Source organism: Pseudomonas sp. Tn43 (assembly GCF_014192635.1).
In the GTDB taxonomy this organism is placed as follows: Bacteria; Pseudomonadota; Gammaproteobacteria; order Pseudomonadales; family Pseudomonadaceae; genus Aquipseudomonas.
The window spans coordinates 72,103-90,386 of record NZ_JACHYG010000010.1 but is presented as its reverse complement, the minus strand read 5'-3'; the positions used below and the strand labels follow the sequence as shown (position 1 = coordinate 90,386).

Below are 18,284 nucleotides of genomic sequence, written 5' to 3'. Positions count from 1 at the left end.
GCCGTTTGCGAAATCGGCGGACGACGAAAAACCTGTGGGAGCGTGGCTTGCCCGCGATGGGGCCCGAACAGTCACCGAAAATCTAGAAGGACGGAGCTGCCGCCGCCGCTCCCACAGGTTTCGTGCCGTTTGCGAAATTGGCGGACGACGAAAAACCTGTGGGAGCGTGGCTTGCCCGCGATGGGGCCCGAACAGTCACCGAAAATCTAGAAGGACGGAGCCTGCCGCCGCCGCTTCCACTGGCTCAGCCGCTGCTGCAAATTCAACGGGCTATGAATCTGCTGCTGTCGCGCCCGGCTGAACAGAATCAGCACCAGTTCCGCCGTCGCCAAGGCATCGGCACTGGCGTTGTGCCGCTCGAAAACCTCCAGCTTGAACCAGTCGATCCACTCGTCCAGCCCGGCCTCGCGGATGTGTGCCTGTGGGCAAAGCAGCGGCGCGATGTCGGCCACGTCCAGAAACGGATGCTGCAACTTATAGCCCAGATGTTCTTTCAGCGCGCGCCCCAGCATGTGCTGGTCGAACGGCGCATGAAACGCCAACACCGGACTGTCGCCGACGAACTCCATGAATTCGAGCAAGGCTTGCGCCGGGTCGCTGCCGGCGGCAATGGCGCTCGGGCCCAGACCGTGAATCAACACGCTGGGGCCGAGTTTGAGTTCGGTGCATTGCAGCGTGCGTTCGAACTGCTGGCTGAAATCGATCGCTCCGTCCTCGATCACCACCGCGCCGATGGACAGCAGCCGATCCTTATTCAGGTTCAGCCCGGTGGTTTCCAGGTCGAGCACCACCCAGCGTTGTTCGCGCAGGCTGCAATCGCACAGCTCGGTCACGGCAGGCAAACGCTCCAGACGTTGTTGCAGTTCGCCGGGCAAAATGGGGCTGACCGGGCGCAGCCATGAAAAAAGGCTCATAACTGATACCGCAGGGTCAGGCTGCTTTGCAGGCGTTGGGCCTGGCGCAGGGATTCACGCAGGATGCGTCGATCCAGATGGTTGAGACTGTCGGGATCGACGCGGTTGGAGTAGGGAAAATTCTCCCGGGTCTGTAGCTGATGTTGCTGCATGCGGGTTTGCTGGATGAAGTGATACGCCTCTTCATACGCCGCGCCGTCCAGCCGCTCGATGACTTCTTTGTCCACCAATTGGCGAAAGCGCTCCAGGGTATTGTTGGCGTCGATGCCATGGGCCAGGGCCAGTACTCGAGCGCCATCGACGAACGGGGTCAAGCCCTGGAGTTTCAGGTCGAGGGTGGCTTTCTCGCCATTCTTGCGCGCCAGCACGAATTCGCGGAAACGTCCTACGGGTGGACGGTTACGCAGGGCGTTTTCGGCCATCATCCGTTGGAACAAGCGGTTGTCGCCGACTTGATCGAGAATGCCTTGGCGCAGTTGCTCGCAGCCTCGCTCGTCGCCCCAGACCACGCGCAGGTCGAAATAAATGCTCGACCCCAAGAGGTTTTCCGGCGTCGCCTCGCGGATAAACGCCGCAAAACGTCGCGCCCATTCGGCCCGGGACAAACACAGTTCGGGGTTGCCGGCCATGATCTTGCCTTTGCACAGGGTGAAGCCGCACAGCGCCAGGTTCTGATTGATTTGCTGGGCGATGGGCAGCAACTTGCCGCGAATCTCGGCGGCGTGGGCCGCGTCGCGGGCCTCGAACAGAATGCCGTTGTCCTGATCGGTATGCAGCGTTTGCTCGCGGCGGCCTTCGCTGCCGAAGCACAACCAACTGAAGGGCACGCCGGGGTCACCTCTCTCGGCGAGCACCAGTTCGATTACCCGGCACACGGTGTGGTCGTTGAGCAGGGTGATGATGTGGGTGATCTGGGTCGAGGACGCGCCATGGGCCAGCATCCGCTCCACCAATTGGCCGATTTCACCGCGCATCGCTACCAGGTTTTCCAGCTTCTGGGCGCTGCGAATAGTCCGCGCCAGATGCACCAGATCAACCCGTTGCAGGGAAAACAGGTCGCGTTCCGAGACCACGCCGCACAGGCGCTGGTCCTTGACCAGGCAGACGTGGGCGATGTGCCGTTCGGTCATGGCAATCGCGGCATCGAAAGCGCTGTGGTCCGGCGTCAGGTAAAACGGCGCCCGGGTCATATGCCCTTCGATGGCTTCATTGAAGTCGCTGGTGCCGTTGGCCACCACATGTCGCAAGTCGCGCAGGGTGAAAATGCCCAGCGGCGCCTTGTGCTCATCAACCACCACAATGCTGCCGACTTGTTGATTGTGCATCAGCGTTACGGCTTCACGCAGCGCAGTGGTCGGGCTGCAAGTCACCGGGTGACGCATGGCCAGTTCACCCAGTCGGGTATTGAGCGAGTACTGGGTGCCGAGGGTTTCCACGGCTTTTTGCTGGACTTGCTGGTTGACCTGATCCAGCAAACTGCTGACCCCGCGTAGGGCAAAGTCACGAAACGGGCTGGAAAGGGCGAACAGTTTGATGAACGCCAGCTTATTGAGCTGTAGGCAAAAGGTGTCTTCGGCCGCCAGATGTTCGGTGCGAGTCGCCCGTTCCCCCAGCAGCGCGGCGAGGGGGAAACATTCGCCGATGGTGATTTCGAAAGTGGTTTCGGTCCCGCCCTTGGCCGTGTGCGGGCGTTCGCCCACGACCCGGCCCTGTTTGACGATGTAGAAATGCTCAACCGGGCCATCGGCGGGTTTGATGATGCTTTCGCCGGGGGCATAAAAACGCAGCTGACATTGCTCGACCAGATAGGCCAAGTGGGCGTTTTCCATCTGATTGAATGGCGGGAAGCGCTGCAGGAATTGCAAAGTGCCCTGGATGTTCTGCAACACCGCGGTTTTCCCTGCCTGGGTGAAGGCGTCCGCTTTACTCATAACCATTACCGCAGTCTTTTTTGAATTGTTGTGTCGGATCGTTGTGTCAGATCGTTACGGGCATGGTCGGCCCCTACGGGCAGGGTGCCCATTGGACGTAAGTCTAGGTAGGCAGTGCAGCGGCCGAAATACGGGAAAGGTCCGACACGATTGTGGGAAAAACCCCCTACATTGTCTATTGGAACAATTTCCGACGAAGTGCACATTGAAGCTCTGCTGAGCGATGTCAGACACACTGTGTCAGGGTTCGAATCAAAAACGTTGAGAAAGCCATGTCCGACCACGATATTTTGAGTGATGCCGAGCGCGAAGCGCTCAGTTCCGTCATGTTGGAACCAGACTTGCCGCCGCAACGGGTGCTGATCGTCGATGACGATAAAGACTCCAGGGAGTTGTTGTCGGAAATTCTGGGGCTGGACGGCATTCACTGCATGACGGCAGCCAGTGGCAAAGCGGCGCTCAAATTGCTGGAGACGAAGTCATCAATCGGGCTGGTGATAACCGACCTGCGGATGGCGAACGTCGATGGTCTGGAACTGATTCGTCAGGTACGGGAGTCGGCGCGAGCAGCGTTGCCGGTCATCATCGTTTCCGGTGATGCCGACGTGAAAGATGCGATCGAAGCCATGCACTTGCACGTAGTGGACTTTCTGCTCAAGCCCATCGACAGCGGCAAACTGCTTGAATTGGTCAAGCATGAGCTGGGGATGGATGTGTAGCGGCTCTCAGTTGTTGCACGTCGCCGTTGTGGCGAGGGGGCTTGCCCCCGTTCGGCTGCGCAGCAGTCGTAGATTCTGCCGATGCTGCGTACGAAAGAATGCATGGGGTCGCTTCGCGACCCAACGGGGGCAAGCCCCCTCGCCACAGGACCTCGCCACAGGAAAAGCATGCACAAATGAAAAAGCCCCGATCTTTCGATCAGGGCTTTTTCATTTACGACATCAGCGTTTACTCAAAGGCCATTGGCAGCCTTGAACTCGCGACGACGACGGTGCAACACCGGCTCGGTATAGCCGTTTGGCTGTTTGGTGCCTTCGACCACCAGTTCGACCGCCGCCTGGAAGGCGATGTTACTGTCGAAATTCGGTGCCAGCGGACGGTACAGCGGGTCGTTGGCGTTCTGACGGTCAACCACCGGCGCCATGCGCTTGAGGCTTTCCATCACCTGATCTTCAGTGACGATGCCGTGGCGCAGCCAGTTGGCGATGTGCTGGCTGGAAATACGCAGCGTCGCACGGTCTTCCATCAAGCCGACGTCATTGATGTCCGGCACTTTCGAGCAACCCACGCCCTGGTCGATCCAGCGCACCACGTAGCCAAGAATGCCCTGGGCGTTGTTGTCCAGTTCGTTCTTGATCTGCTCCGGCGTCCAGTTCGGGTTGACCGCCAACGGGATAGTCAGGATGTCGTCCACCGAAGCGCGAGCGCGTTTGGCCAGTTCGGCCTGACGGGCGAACACGTCGACCTTGTGGTAATGCAGCGCGTGCAGCGCGGCGGCGGTCGGCGATGGAACCCAGGCGGTGTTGGCACCGGCCATCGGGTGAGCGATTTTCTGTTCGAGCATCGCGGCCATCAGGTCCGGCATGGCCCACATGCCTTTACCGATCTGGGCGCGACCTTGCAGGCCGGTGCTCAGGCCGATGTCGACGTTCCAGTTCTCATAGGCACTGATCCATTTCTCGGCCTTCATGTCGGCCTTGCGCACCATCGGGCCGGCTTCCATGGAGGTGTGGATTTCATCGCCCGTGCGGTCGAGGAAACCGGTGTTGATGAACACTACGCGTTCGCTGGCAGCCTTGATGCAGGCCTTGAGGTTGACCGTGGTACGGCGCTCCTCGTCCATGATTCCGACTTTGAGGGTGTTGCGCGGCAAGCCCAGCACGTCTTCGATGCGACCGAACAACTCGTTGGTGAACGCCGCTTCTTCCGGGCCGTGCATCTTCGGCTTCACGATATAGACCGAACCGGTACGGCTGTTCTTGCGCGAGCTGTTGCCGTTGAGGCTATGCATCGCCGCGAGGCAGGTCACCAGACCGTCGAGAATGCCTTCAGGCACTTCGTTGCCGTCTTTATCGAGGATCGCGTCGATGGTCATCAGGTGACCGACGTTGCGCACGAACAACAGCGAACGACCGTGCAGGCTCAGTGCTTTGCCATCGACACTGGTGTAAGTGCGATCGGCATTCATGGTACGGGTGAAAGTCTGGCCGCCCTTGGCGACTTCTTCCGACAGATCGCCTTTCATCAGGCCGAGCCAGTTGCGGTAGATCACCACTTTGTCATCGGCATCGACCGCGGCAACCGAGTCTTCGCAATCCATGATGGTGGTCAGCGCGGCTTCCATCAGGATGTCTTTGACGCCGGCCGCATCGGTCTGGCCGACCGGGGTGCTGGCATCGATCTGGATTTCGAAGTGCAGGCCGTTGTGTTTCAACAGCACAGCGATCGGTGCCGAGGTATCGCCCTGGAAACCGATCAGTTGGGCATCGTCACGCAGGCCGCTGTTGCTGCCACCCTTGAGCGTGACGACCAGTTTACCGTCGATGATTTTGTACGCAGTGGAGTCGACATGGGAGCCGGCCGCCAGTGGGGCCGCTTCGTCGAGGAAGGCGCGGGCGAAGGCGATGACCTTGTCGCCGCGAACCTTGTTGTAGCCTTTGCCTTTCTCCGCGCCGTCCGCTTCGCTGATGGCGTCGGTGCCATAGAGCGCGTCATACAGCGAGCCCCAGCGGGCGTTCGAAGCATTGAGCGCGAAGCGCGCGTTCATCACCGGCACCACCAGCTGTGGGCCGGCCATGCGGGCGATTTCATCATCGACGTTTTGCGTCGTTGCCTGGAAATCGGCCGCTTCTGGCAGCAGATAACCAATGTCTTGCAGGAAGGCTTTGTAAGCCACCGCATCGTGCGCAACACCTGCACGAGCCTGGTGCCAGGCATCGATACGTGCCTGGAAATCATCACGTTTGGCGAGTAGGGCTTTGTTCTTCGGCGCCAGGTCATGGATGACCTTGTCGGCACCGGCCCAGAACGTGTCGGCGGTGAGGCCGGTTCCGGGAATGGCTTCGTTGTTCACGAAGTCGAACAGGACTTTGGCGACCTGCAGGCCACCGACTTGAACGTGTTCAGTCATTGCTTGCCTCACTCTGCTCAGCTATTTCGCTTTTCAGCTCTTCAATTTAACAATGAAGCCCCTGGCCATTTAAACCACAAACCCCTTCTACCAGTACATGCCATTGCTGGCGGCTGGGTTCGATCCGATCAACGGCTTTGCGGCCTTGCTGACAGGGCTTTGAGGGGTTGCGACGGACCTGCGGCAGACATCGATCCAGCGTTATGTAGTGCGTGCTGCGGCATACTACATGATGAATTGCGGTTGTGAAAATTAGACTAAATACGTCGTTCTGCGACCCCATGACGCATTGCGGTCATGGCGAGGAACAGGATGTTCTCAAAAAACCATTGGATTGTTCCAGTTAAATATAAAAACTTGTACACGATTTATGGTTTGGCAGAATTGCTGGAGGTGCCCCTTCGCGGGCAAGCCTCGCTCCTACAGATCTGCGTCGTTCATGCCAACGCTGACTTGTAGGAGCGAGGCTTGCCCGCGAAGACATCATCCGATTCAGCGCATGATCAACCCTTGCCTATACTTGTTTTTCTATAACAAAAGTCATGACCAGAGGGCTGCGCCATGGACCATCTCGTACTCACTGTAATTGCTCCAGACAAGCCCGGGCAGGTCGAGCGCATCGCTCAATGCATTGCCGCGCATGGCGGTAACTGGCTGGAAAGCCGCATGTCGCGCATGGCTGGACAGTTCGCCGGGATTCTTCGGGTGGGTGTGCCGGCCGAAGCCTACGACGAACTGGTCGATGCCCTACACGGATTATCGACCCATGGCATCCGTGTACTGATTGCCGAAAGCGGCATCGAACAGTCCTGCACCTGGAAGCCGATTGCCATGGAACTGGTGGGCAATGATCGGCCGGGCATCGTGCGAGACATTACGCGCCTGCTGAGTGAGATGGGCGTGAACCTGGAACAGCTGATGACCGAAGTTCAACCGGCGCCCATGAGCAGCGAGCCTTTATTCCGCGCTGAAGCGATTCTCGCGGTACCGCTGACCTTATCGTTGGAGAAGCTGCAATCGAGCCTGGAAACCCTGGCCGACGATCTGATGGTCGAATTGGTCCTGCGCAGCGAACCCTGAAAAGGTTATCCAAGTTATACGTGCACCGGCCTGTGGATAACCTGTAGAGACACCTCGCCAGGCCACGCCGGCCGAGGGTCTTCAGGATTTGATCAAAAAACCAGCAGTTTCAGTGACTTGCGCACAATCGCCGGGGATCACGCTGTGGATAACCTTGGGGCTGATCGATGCAGGCCACGGAAGACGTGGCCTGTAGAGGTTTGTACGTTTTCTGATCAGCTGCGGCGACGCAGACTTATCCACGCGTCGACGCTGTAAACCGCCAGACCTGCCCAGATAAAGATGAACGCCACCAGCGTGCTGGATGACAAGTGCTCGCCGAACAGCAGAACGGCCTGCAACAACACCAGCGTGGGCGCCAGGTACTGGAGAAATCCGAGCGTGGTGTAGGGCAGGTGTCGGGCGGCGGCGTTGAAGCACACCAGCGGCACCAGCGTCACGGGACCGGCAGCCACCAACCACCAGGCTTCGGAGGTGGTCCAGAATTCGGCTTGCGCACTGCTTGCCGTTGGATTGAACAACAACCAGGCGATGGCAATCGGCACCAGCATCCAGGTTTCCACCACCAGCCCCGGTAGCGCCTTGACCGGTGCCTGCTTGCGGATCAGTCCGTAGAAACCGAAGGTCAACGCCAGCACCAGCGACACCCACGGCAAGCTGCCGACTTGCCACACTTGCTGCGCGACACCGATCGCCGCGAGGCCAACCGCCAGCCATTGCATGCGCCGCAACCGTTCGCCAAGGATCAGCATCCCCAACAACACGTTGACCAGTGGGTTGATGTAGTAACCGAGGCTGGCTTCAAGCATGCGCCCGTTGTTCACCGCCCAGACATAAGTCAGCCAGTTGGCCGCGATCAGCGTGCCGCTCAGGGCCAGGATTGCCAGCCGTCGCGGGTTATCACGCAGCTCGCGCCACCAGCCGGGATGTTTCCAGACGAGCAGCAGCAAAGCGCCGAACAGCGCGGACCAGAGCACTCGGTGGATGATGATCTCTACGGCGGGTACGTTGGCAATGGCTTTGAAGTAGAGCGGGAACAGGCCCCAGATGATGTAGGCACTCAGGCCCAGGATATACCCGCGACGCAGGTTGGCGGCTTGCATGAGAATCCTTGCTTAGGCAGCTAACAAAGAGGGGATTGTATAGATGTGTCATGTTTTTTGTAGGAGCGAGACTTGCCCGCGAAGAACGATAACGCGGTTTGTCTGACGAACCGCATCATCGTTCTTCGCGGGCAAGCCTCGCTCCTACAGGGGGTGTGGGGTTTAGAAGAGTTTCAGTGGTTCTTCATTCAGCGCAGCCAATTGCTCACGCAATGCCAGCACTTGATCGCCCCAATAGCGCTCGGTGCCGAACCACGGAAAGCTGCGGGGGAAGGCCGGGTCGTCCCAGCGACGGGCGAGCCAGGCGCTGTAGTGCATCAGGCGCAAGGCGCGTAGCGGTTCGATCAGCGCCAGTTCCCTCGGGTCGAAGTCGTGGAATTCGTTGTAGCCGTCCATCAATTCCGACAACTGCCCCAGACATTCCTGACGATCACCGGCCAACATCATCCAGATATCCTGCACCGCCGGGCCCATGCGGCAATCGTCGAGGTCGACGATGTGGAACATCTCATCGCGGCACATCATGTTGCCGGGGTGGCAATCGCCGTGCATGCGGATGTTCTGATGCGGCGTGGCCTTGTAGACCTCTTCGACACGCTTGAGCAGGTCACGGGCCACGGACTCGTAGGCCGGCAGCAAGCTTTTGGGTACGAAATTGCCTTCGAGCAAAGTCGTCAGCGAATCCTGACCGAAGTTCTTTACTCCCAGCGCTTCACGGTGCTCGAACGGTTTGGTTGAACCGACCGCGTGCAGCCGACCCAGCAGTTGCCCCAAGCGATACAGCTGATCGAGATTGCCTGGCTCCGGCGCACGGCCGCCGCGACGGGGAAACAGGGTGAAACGGAAGCCGTTGTGTTCGTGCAGGCTGGTACCGTTGTGAATCATCGGTGCGACCACCGGTACGTCGCACTCGGCGAGTTCGAAGGTGAATTGGTGCTCTTCGAGAATCGCTTCGTTGGTCCAGCGTTGCGGGCGGTAGAACTTGGCGATCAGTGGCTCGGAGTCTTCGATGCCGACTTGATAGACACGGTTCTCGTAGCTGTTGAGCGCCAGAATGCGGGCGTCGCTGAGAAAGCCGATGCTTTCGACGGCATCGAGCACGAGGTCTGGGGTAAGCGTTGCAAACGGGTGGGCCATGCTGACTCCTGCGCGCGGCAGGCTGCCGCGTCGGGCCAGACATGGTAGCGCAGACGGGGCTTCTTTAGGGGGTGGGGTTGAGATCAGTGGTGTTTGGGATGACGCCTTCGCGGGCAAGCCTCGCTCCTACAGGTGCAGCGTGATCCCTTGTAGGAGCGAGGCTTGCCCGCGAAGAGGCCCGATCAGGCGCCGACGATCCCGCCATCCTCGCGGGAGATCGCCATCACCGAAGACCGCGGTTTGCCGTTGGGCAGGTGCTCAGGGAACGTCGAGCCGCCATTTTCCCCCGGATGCTGAATCCCGACAAACAAGGTTTTCTGATCCGGCGAGAAGCTGATCCCCGTCACCTCGCAGCCCACCGGGCCGACCATGAAGCGACGGATCTCGCCCGTCATCGGGTCGGCACAGAGCATCTGGTTGTTGCCCATTCCCGCAAAGTCGCCTGCGTTGCTCGAGTCGCCATCCGTGAGGATCCACAGGCGACCGGCCTCGTCGAAGCCCAGGCCGTCCGGGCTGTTGAACATGTTCTGCGGGGTGATGTTCGACGAGCCGGCCTTCGGCGTGCCGGCGTGCACGTTCGGGTTGCCGGCGACCACAAACAAGTCCCAGGCAAAGCTTTTCGAGCCGTGATCATCATGGTCGGTGCGCCAGCGCAGGATTTGCCCGTAGACGTTCTTCGCGCGCGGGTTGGGCCCGTCTACCGGTTGGCCTTCTTCGCCGCGTTTGGCGTTGTTGGTCAGGGTGCAATACACCTGGCCATCCTTGGGGCTGACGACAATCCATTCCGGGCGGTCCATGCGCGTAGCGCTCACAACGCTGGCTGCGAGGCGTGCATGAATCAGCACTTCGGCCTGATCGGCAAAACCGCTGCTGGCATCGATGCCGTTCTTGCCATGGGTCAGTTCGATCCACTGGCCTTGGCCTTTGGGGTGATCAACATTGCCATCGCCCGCGTCGAAACGCGCCACGTACAAGGTGCCGTGATCCAGCAGGTCGTGGTTGGCCTTGGGGTTTTTGTGGTTGATCTTGTCGCGGCTGACGAATTTATAGATGAATTCGCCACGTTCATCGTCGCCCATGTACACCACAGCGCGACCGTCATTGGTTTCGGCCAGGGCGGCGTTTTCATGTTTGAAGCGGCCCAGCGCGGTGCGTTTGACCGGCGTTGATTGCGGATCGAACGGGTCGATTTCCACCACCCAGCCATGACGATTGAGTTCGTTGGGGTTTTTCGCCAGGTCGAAACGCGGATCGTGTTGATGCCAGTTGATCTCTTTGCTGGCCGCTACCGCGCCGTAGCGTTTCTGCGCAGCGTCGAACTTCTGCTCGGCATTGCTGCTGCCGAAGCAGTCGGTGAAGTTCTCTTCGCAGGTCAGATAAGTGCCCCACGGCGTTTTGCCGTTGGCGCAGTTCTGGAAGGTACCGAGGACGTTCTTGCCGTGTTTGTCGGCGCTGGTTTTCATCAGCTCGTGACCCGCCGCCGGACCGCTCAGGTGCAACGGCGAGTTGCCGTGAATGCGGCGGTTGTAGCGCGAGCCCTGGACGAACTGCCACTGGCCGTTCTTGCGTTGCACTTCGATGACCGACACGCCTTCACAGGCCAGGGCCTTGCGCACGTCTTGCGCCGATTGCGGCATGCCGCCGTGGGGGTAAAGGTAATGGTAGTTGGTGTATTCGTTGTTGATTGCCATCAGCGCACGGTCTTTTTCACCGGGGAATTCGAACAGGCTCATGCCGTCGTTGTTGTCGCCGAACTGGACTTCCTGTGCCTGGGCCGTGCCGTTGCCGCTTGGGTCGAACGCCGGACCGTTCTTTTGCAGCGGCTGGCCCCAACTGATCAGTACCGAGGATTTGTAGCCCGGCGGCAAAGTGATAGTGTCGGTCGTGGCAGCGGCGATGCTGTCGAAACCCAACAGATTGCTGGAGCCGGCGCTGACGCTGGCGGCCAGTACGCTGCGACTCAGCAGGTTGCCGCCGAGAAACATCGCCGCACCGCAGAGGGCACCCGCGCTGATGAAGCCACGACGGCTGAGGCCGACCATTTTTTCCAGGTCGGTGGGTTGGTTGTCTTCTAATAAGCTCACATCAGGCTCCCTGCGGGTTTTTGCAGCCACCTTAATGGTGGTCGATGAAGCTTTTGTTGCAGCCGATGCTTTGATCTTCGTAGGAGCTGCCAAAGGCTGCGATCTTTTGATCTTAAATTCAGGATCAAAAGATCGCAGCCTTCGGCAGCTCCTACAGCGGTGTGCCCAGCAGAATGTTGGACGGAGCGAATTGCACCTGCACCGGTTTTCCGGCGGTGAGTTCGAGGGTTTTCAAGTGCCGCTGCTCGGCCAGGGAGCAAAGTGTCTGGCCATTGGGCAAGCCGATGCGCACTTCGCTGGGGCCGTCATCGGCGTCAAGGATTTCTTCGATAATGCCCTTCAGGCAGTTGTTGCCGGGCGTCGCGGCTTGATCGATGCCCAGCAATTCCAGCCAACCGGCTTTGATCAGTGCCACCACTTCGGTGCCGGTCTGCAGTTCCAGGCGCAGAGTGCTGTCATGGGTGATCTGTGCATCGATCCGCAAACCTTCGGCCAGTTCAAGGCATATGCGGTCGTTGCGTCCTTGTGCGTCGATCGCCACGACTTTGCCGTGCAGTTGGTTACGCGCACTGGTTCTGAGCATCAGCCGACCGAGCAGGTCCAGGTCACTGGCCTCTTCGGCGGCTTCCAGCACCTGCGTCTGCAAGGCTTGCAGCTTTTGATACAGGCGCAATACACGCTCACCTTCGCTGGATAGCTTGGCGCCGCCACCGCCCTTGCCGCCGACGTTACGCTCCACCAGCGGTTTCTGCGCGAGATTGTTAAGCTCGTCGATGGCATCCCACGCCGCTTTGTAACTCAGGCCCGCGCTTTTCGCCGCGCGGGTGATCGAGCCTTGTTCGGCGATGTGTTGCAGCAACGCGATGCGCTGCGGGCGGCGGGCAATGTGCTGGGACAACAACGTAGGCAAGGACATGGCGAGACGCTTTGGGCTGTGACGATGGACAGGACGTTGGCGGCTTGGCGTGCGGGAGTCAAGTCAGTCTCCATCGCCAGGTTTTGGGGTTCGGGCCAGGCAATAGACATCGACCTGCGCGGCGCCTGCCTCCTTCAACAAGCGAGCCAGGGCCTGGGCGGTGGCGCCGGTAGTCAGCACGTCGTCGACCAAGGCGAAGTGGCGGCCCTTGATTGAGGCCGCAGGCGCCAGGGCAAAGGCGTGGCGCAAGTTCTTTTTACGGGCGTCGGCATTCAGCTCTTGTTGCGCGCTGGTGTCCTTAATCCTCTGCAACAGCGTTTCATCACAGGGAATGTCGAGGCTGACGCTGAGCCAGCGGGCGAGCATCGCCGCCTGGTTGAAACCCCGCTGGCGCAGACGCCTGGAAGCCAATGGTACCGGTATCAGCGCAGCGGGCCGATCCAGATCCTCATCGAAGCGATGTTGCAGGAACTGAGCGAGAAGCTCGGCGAGCAGGCGACCAAACGGCCACTTCGCGCTGTGCTTGAAGCGCGTGATCAGACTGTCGACGGGAAAGCTGTAAGTCCAAGGCGCTGCGACTCGCTCGAAGGCTGGCGGTTGTTTCAAGCATTGGCCGCACGTCAGGCCCGTGGCAAGCAAGGGCAAGGCGCACGTCTGGCAATGCTCGCCCAGCCAGGGCAGGTCGGTTTCGCAGGCCATGCAGATTGGCCGGACATCTTCTGTCGCTTCGCTGCAGAGTAAGCAGTGTTGGTTATTGTTTAACCAGATGTAAACCGGTCCTACGTATCGTGGTTGACAGCGCATCGCTCTTCCTTAAATATGCCGAACATCCGTGTCGCGTCTGTGGGTATTCCATTCCCCAGCCGCTTGCCAAGCATAAACAAGGAAACGCCCATGAGCGCCAGCACCACTGCAACCCTGCGTCATGACTGGTCTTTGGCCGAAGTCAAAGCACTCTTCGTTCAGCCATTCAACGACCTGTTGTTCCAGGCGCAGACGGTGCATCGCGCGCATTTCGACGCCAACCGTGTCCAGGTCTCGACGCTGTTGTCGATCAAGACCGGTGCGTGCCCGGAAGATTGCAAATATTGTCCGCAGTCCGGCCACTACAACACTGGCCTGGAAAAAGAAAAGCTGATGGAAGTGCAGAAGGTCCTCGAAGAGGCCGCGCGCGCCAAGGCCATCGGTTCGACCCGTTTCTGCATGGGCGCGGCGTGGAAGCACCCGTCGGCCAAAGACATGCCTTACGTGCTGGAAATGGTCAAAGGCGTGAAAGCCATGGGCCTGGAAACCTGCATGACCCTCGGTCGTCTCGATCAGGACCAGACAGTCGCCCTGGCCGAAGCCGGCCTGGACTACTACAACCACAACCTCGACACCTCGCCGGAGTTCTACGGCAGCATCATCACTACCCGTACGTACAGCGAACGCCTGCAAACCCTGGCTTACGTGCGTGATTCGGGAATGAAGATCTGCTCCGGCGGCATTCTCGGCATGGGCGAGTCCCTCGACGACCGCGCCAACCTGCTGATCCAGTTGGCTAACCTGCCTGAGCATCCAGAGTCGGTGCCGATCAACATGCTGGTGAAAGTTGCCGGTACGCCGCTGGAAAATGCTGACGACGTCGACCCGTTCGACTTCATCCGCATGCTCGCTGTCGCCCGCATCCTGATGCCCAAATCCCACGTGCGTCTGTCCGCTGGTCGTGAAGCGATGAACGAGCAGATGCAAGCCCTGGCGTTCTTTGCCGGCGCCAACTCGATTTTCTACGGCGAAAAACTGCTGACCACCGCCAACCCTCAGGCGGACAAGGACATGCAACTGTTCTCGCGTCTGGGCATCCTGCCGGAAGCCCGCGAAGAGCACGCCGACGAAGTGCATCAGGCCGCCATCGAACAGGCGCTGGTGGAGCAGAAGAGCAGCGAGATGTTCTATAACGCGGCTGTCTGAAACCTTCACCGATTCTTCTGATGTTGGAAGTCATGGCCTCGCTCCCACAAGGAACTGCATAGAACCTGTGGGAGCGTGGCTTGCCCGCGATGGCCGCGACTCGGTTTGCAGTCACGTCCATTGTTCCTGCATCAGATTGTCAAATGACCGTCGAGGCCTGCATGTCTTTCGATCTCGCCGCACGCCTTGCTGCCCGTCGTGCCGAAAACCTTTATCGCCAGCGCCCGCTGCTCGAAAGCCCTCAAGGGCCGGAAGTGGTGGTCGATGGTCAGCCGTTGCTGGCGTTCTGTAACAACGATTACCTGGGCCTGGCCAATCACCCGCAAGTGATCGAAGCCTGGCGCGCCGGCGCGTCGCGATGGGGCGTGGGCGGTGGTGCTTCGCATCTGGTGATCGGTCATAGCGGCCCGCATCACGCACTGGAAGAAGCCCTCGCCGAGTTCACCGGCCGCCCGCGAGCCTTGCTGTTCACCACCGGTTACATGGCCAACCTCGGCGCGGTCACCGCATTGGTCGGGCAGGGCGATACGGTGCTGGAAGACCGGCTCAATCATGCGTCGTTGCTGGATGCCGGGTTGTTGTCCGGTGCGCGTTTCAATCGTTATCTGCATAACGACGCGGCCAGTCTGGCCAAGCGCCTGGAGAAGGCCACCGGCAATACGCTGGTGGTCACCGATGGCGTGTTCAGCATGGACGGTGACATCGCCGACCTGCCGGCGCTGGCGCGGGAAGCCAAGGCCAAAGGCGCCTGGCTGATGGTCGATGACGCCCACGGTTTTGGTCCGCTGGGTGCCAATGGCGGCGGGATCGTCGAGCATTTCGGTTTGAGCCAGGAAGACGTGCCGGTGTTGGTCGGCACGCTCGGCAAGGCTTTCGGTACGGCGGGTGCTTTTGTTGCCGGCAGTGAGGAGCTGGTCGAAAGCCTGATCCAGTTCGCTCGCCCTTACATCTACACCACCAGCCAACCGCCGGCGCTGGCCTGCGCGACGCTGAAAAGCCTGGAGCTGTTGCGCAGCGAACACTGGCGACGTGAGCATCTGCAGACGCTGATTCGCCAGTTCCGCCAAGGTGCCGAACAGATTGGCCTGGAGTTGATGGACAGCTTCACGCCCATCCAGCCGATCATGATTGGCGACGCCGGGCGTGCGGTTCGCCTGTCGCAGATGCTGCGCGAACGCGGACTTATGGTGACTGCGATTCGTCCGCCGACCGTGCCCGCGGGCAGCGCACGTTTGCGCGTAACCCTCACCGCCGCTCACAGCGAAGCGCAGGTACAGCTATTGTTAAATGGACTGGCCGATTGTTTTCAGCAACTGGGACCGGAGCCAAGCCATGCGTGATCGTCTGATTCTGCTACCAGGCTGGGGCCTCGGGATTTCGCCGCTCGAACCCTTGGCGGCGGCCTTGCTGGGATTGGATGAGCACCTGCGCGTCGATATCGAGCCGTTGCCGGAACTGGAGTCGAGCGACCTTGAAGAATGGCTCGATGAGTTGGACGCGACGTTGCCCCAGGATACCTGGCTCGGTGGCTGGTCATTGGGCGGCATGCTGGCGTCCGAGTTGGCGGCGCGACGCGGTGACCGCTGCTGTGGTCTGGTGACGCTGGCGAGTAACCCTTCTTTTGTCGCCCATGAACAATGGTCGAGTGCGATGCCCGATGAGACCTTCGATGCGTTTCTGACCGGTTGCAAGGCTGACCCGCGCATGACCTTGAAACGTTTTTCGCTGCTATGCGCCCAAGGTGGCAAAGACCCGCGCGCACTATCGCGACTGTTGCTCGCTGGCGCACCGCATACGTCTTCGCCGGTACTGATGAGCGGCCTGGAGTTGCTCGCACAACTGGACACCCGGCAAGCGTTGCAGGCGTTTGGCGGTCCGCAATTGCACTTGTTTGGTGGCCTCGACGGATTGGTCCCGGCCGAAGCGGCAGGGGATTTGCTGGCACTGCTGCCGGATGTCGAAATCGGTCTGATTGAACAGGCCAGTCACGGGTTTCTTCTGGAAGACCCCCACGGTTTGGCGGGGGCGATTCAGGCTTTTTTGCATGAGTTCGGTGATGACTGATTTATCCCTTCCCAACCTGCCCGGCGGCTTGCCCGACAAACGCCAGGTGGCGGCGTCCTTTTCCCGTGCGGCGGCGAGCTACGACAGCGTGGCCGAATTGCAGCGCGATGTGGGTAGCGAGTTAATACGTCGGTTACCGCAAGAGTTTGTCCCTGCTCGCTGGCTGGATATGGGCTGCGGCACCGGGTATTTCAGCCGAGCCTTGGCGCAGAGGTTTCCTGGGAGCGCCGGAGTGGCGCTGGATATCGCAGAAGGCATGCTCAATCACGCACGTCCCTTGGGCGGCGCGACCCATTTCATCGCGGGTGATGCCGAACGCTTGCCATTGCAGGATTCAACTTGCGACCTGGTCTTCTCCAGCCTGGCGGTGCAATGGTGCGCAGATTTCGCCTCGGTGCTCAATGAAGCGTATCGGGTACTGAAACCGGGCGGAATTTTCGCGTTTGCTAGTCTGTGTGTAGGCACGCTGTACGAATTGCGCGACAGCTGGCGTCAGGTGGACGGCATGGTGCACGTCAACCGCTTCCGCGAGTTCGGTGTTTATCAGCAGCTTTGCGCGGAAAGTGGCTTGAGGGGCATCAGCCTTGAAACGCAGCCGCATGTGCTGCATTACCCCGATGTTCGCAGCCTGACCCATGAGCTCAAGGCACTTGGGGCGCACAACTTGAACCCCGGTCGGCCGGGTGGTTTGACCGGCAGGGCGCGAATCCTCGGCCTGATTCAGGCTTACGAGCAGTATCGTCAGGCACAGGGATTGCCGGCGACTTATCAAGTGGTTTACGCCGTGTTGGAGAAACCCTTATGAGCGCAGCCTATTTCATCACCGGTACGGACACCGATGTCGGCAAGACCACCGTCGCCGCAGGGTTGCTGCATGCCGCGCGGTTGGCGGGCTTGAGCACGGCAGCGGGCAAACCGGTGGCCTCCGGCTGCGAGCGGACGCCCAAGGGATTGCGCAACGCCGATGCGCTGGCATTGTTTGCCGAGTGCTCGATACCGTTGACCTACGATCAGGTCAATCCGGTTGCGTTCGAACCGGCGATTGCACCGCATCTGGCGGCGCGAGAGGCTGGCGTGGCATTGACCGTGCAATCGCTGCTGACACCGATGCGGCAGATTCTCGATATGCAGGCGGACTTCACCTTGATCGAAGGCGCCGGCGGCTGGCGAGTGCCGTTGGCGGATCAGGACAATCTGTCGGACCTGGCCATGGCGCTGGGTCTGCCGGTGATCCTGGTGGTTGGTGTACGGCTCGGTTGCATCAATCATGCTCTGCTGACAGCCGAGGCGATCGCCCGGGATGGTTTGCAGTTGGCAGGATGGGTGGCCAACATCATCGATCCGAAGACGTCGCGCCTTGAAGAAAACCTCGCGACATTGGCCGAGCGCATCCCTGCGCCATGCCTGGGACGAGTGCCAAAACTCAAGTCGGTGACCGCCGACGCGGTGGCCGCGCATCTGCAGCTGGACCTGCTGGACTGAATTTGCTGGCTCGGGTTTTAGCTATGACAAGGCACTGTGCCATTAGTGTTTTTGTCGGGCCTTTTGTTGGTGTGTCTGATTCAATGGCCGCTGTTGATCCTTTGCAGGACGAGTTCTCCCATGGAAATCTCAGGAAACACCGCTTTTTATGCCGGTCTGAGCACTATTCAGACCGGGCAGAACCGCGTCGATCAGGCTTCGGGTCAGATCGCCAACAACACTATCGAGCGTTCGGTCACCAGTCAGTCCTCCCAGGTTCAGGTCGATCGCCTGCGTTCGGTAGACCGCAGCCAGCAATCGGACTTGGCCAGCAATATGGTCGAGATGTCCCAAGGCAAGTTCCAGGTGGAGCTGGGCGTCAAAGTCGCCAAGGCATCCGATGAAATGCTCGGTACGCTGATCGATACCTTTGCCTGAACCCTCGCTGAATTCGCTACTCCAACGCCGCGCCTGTTCGCGGCGTTTTTCTGCGTAAGTCCTTCTGCCTCAACTA

General features: G+C 59.9%; 16 protein-coding genes. 8 read left to right on the top strand and 8 right to left on the bottom strand.

Annotated elements, in window-relative coordinates; all coding sequences use genetic code 11:
* Positions 1-206: 206 nt before the first annotated feature.
* Positions 207-914: a PolC-type DNA polymerase III gene (locus FHW68_RS22560; protein WP_183683176.1), complete on the bottom strand. Its 708-nt coding sequence runs from the start codon at positions 912-914 to the stop codon at positions 207-209.
* Entirely contained in the window at positions 911-2,851 is a 1,941-nt protein-coding gene (locus FHW68_RS22555; RefSeq protein WP_183683174.1) for a putative nucleotidyltransferase substrate binding domain-containing protein, read from the bottom strand. The genes FHW68_RS22560 and FHW68_RS22555 overlap by 4 nt, the downstream gene beginning before the upstream one ends.
* A 266-nt stretch (positions 2,852-3,117) precedes the next feature.
* Between FHW68_RS22555 and FHW68_RS22550 the strand changes: the two genes are divergently transcribed.
* Positions 3,118-3,564: a response regulator gene (locus FHW68_RS22550; protein ID WP_095630869.1), complete on the top strand. Its 447-nt coding sequence runs from the start codon at positions 3,118-3,120 to the stop codon at positions 3,562-3,564.
* A 233-nt stretch (positions 3,565-3,797) separates the two neighbouring features.
* Here the strand turns inward: FHW68_RS22550 and FHW68_RS22545 are convergent, their stop codons facing one another.
* Positions 3,798-5,975: a malate synthase G gene (locus FHW68_RS22545; RefSeq protein ID WP_183683172.1), complete on the bottom strand. Its 2,178-nt coding sequence runs from the start codon at positions 5,973-5,975 to the stop codon at positions 3,798-3,800.
* A gap of 561 nt (positions 5,976-6,536) precedes the next feature.
* On the opposite strand from FHW68_RS22545, the gene FHW68_RS22540 reads away from it, so the two are divergent.
* Positions 6,537-7,055 carry a glycine cleavage system protein R gene (locus tag FHW68_RS22540; protein ID WP_183683170.1) on the top strand — a complete coding sequence of 173 codons (519 nt, stop codon included), beginning with the start codon at positions 6,537-6,539 and terminating at the stop codon, positions 7,053-7,055.
* Positions 7,056-7,270: 215 nt separating this feature from the next.
* Here FHW68_RS22540 and rarD read toward each other — a convergent pair whose 3' ends face one another.
* The 5 genes from rarD to FHW68_RS22515 form a co-directional block, all read right to left on the bottom strand.
* The gene (gene rarD, locus FHW68_RS22535) at positions 7,271-8,158 is read right to left on the bottom strand and encodes an EamA family transporter RarD (protein ID WP_095630866.1); all 888 of its coding nucleotides are present in this window, start codon (positions 8,156-8,158) and stop codon (positions 7,271-7,273) included.
* 162 nt (positions 8,159-8,320) lie between these two features.
* Entirely contained in the window at positions 8,321-9,295 is a 975-nt protein-coding gene (locus FHW68_RS22530) for a serine/threonine protein kinase (RefSeq protein WP_095630865.1), read from the bottom strand.
* A gap of 182 nt (positions 9,296-9,477) precedes the next feature.
* Complete coding sequence (locus FHW68_RS22525; protein ID WP_183683168.1) at positions 9,478-11,379, bottom strand: PhoX family phosphatase; 1,902 nt, start codon at positions 11,377-11,379, stop codon at positions 9,478-9,480.
* Positions 11,380-11,530: 151 nt separating this feature from the next.
* Positions 11,531-12,295, bottom strand: coding sequence for a TOBE domain-containing protein (locus FHW68_RS22520; protein WP_095630863.1), 765 nt, complete (start codon positions 12,293-12,295; stop codon positions 11,531-11,533).
* Between the two features lie 63 nt (positions 12,296-12,358).
* Positions 12,359-13,099, bottom strand: a complete 741-nt coding sequence (locus FHW68_RS22515; protein ID WP_183683166.1) for a ComF family protein — start codon at positions 13,097-13,099, stop codon at positions 12,359-12,361.
* A 90-nt stretch (positions 13,100-13,189) separates the two neighbouring features.
* On the opposite strand from FHW68_RS22515, the gene bioB reads away from it, so the two are divergent.
* From bioB to FHW68_RS22485, 6 genes are all read left to right on the top strand, one after another.
* Positions 13,190-14,245: a biotin synthase BioB gene (gene bioB, locus FHW68_RS22510; protein WP_007904183.1), complete on the top strand. Its 1,056-nt coding sequence runs from the start codon at positions 13,190-13,192 to the stop codon at positions 14,243-14,245.
* A 161-nt stretch (positions 14,246-14,406) separates the two neighbouring features.
* Positions 14,407-15,585: an 8-amino-7-oxononanoate synthase gene (bioF, locus tag FHW68_RS22505; protein ID WP_095630872.1), complete on the top strand. Its 1,179-nt coding sequence runs from the start codon at positions 14,407-14,409 to the stop codon at positions 15,583-15,585.
* Positions 15,578-16,309: an alpha/beta fold hydrolase gene (locus FHW68_RS22500; protein ID WP_183683164.1), complete on the top strand. Its 732-nt coding sequence runs from the start codon at positions 15,578-15,580 to the stop codon at positions 16,307-16,309. The genes bioF and FHW68_RS22500 overlap by 8 nt, the downstream gene beginning before the upstream one ends.
* On the top strand, positions 16,302-17,114 hold the full coding sequence (gene bioC, locus FHW68_RS22495) for a malonyl-ACP O-methyltransferase BioC (protein WP_095630860.1): 813 nt from the start codon (positions 16,302-16,304) through the stop codon (positions 17,112-17,114). Before FHW68_RS22500 ends, bioC begins: the two co-directional genes overlap by 8 nt.
* Positions 17,111-17,791, top strand: coding sequence for a dethiobiotin synthase (gene bioD / locus FHW68_RS22490; RefSeq protein ID WP_095630859.1), 681 nt, complete (start codon positions 17,111-17,113; stop codon positions 17,789-17,791). Before bioC ends, bioD begins: the two co-directional genes overlap by 4 nt.
* A 120-nt stretch (positions 17,792-17,911) precedes the next feature.
* A complete protein-coding gene (locus FHW68_RS22485; protein ID WP_095630858.1) occupies positions 17,912-18,208 on the top strand; it encodes a pyrroloquinoline quinone biosynthesis protein PqqE in 297 nt (98 codons plus the stop codon).
* The last annotated feature ends 76 nt before the right edge of the window (positions 18,209-18,284 follow it).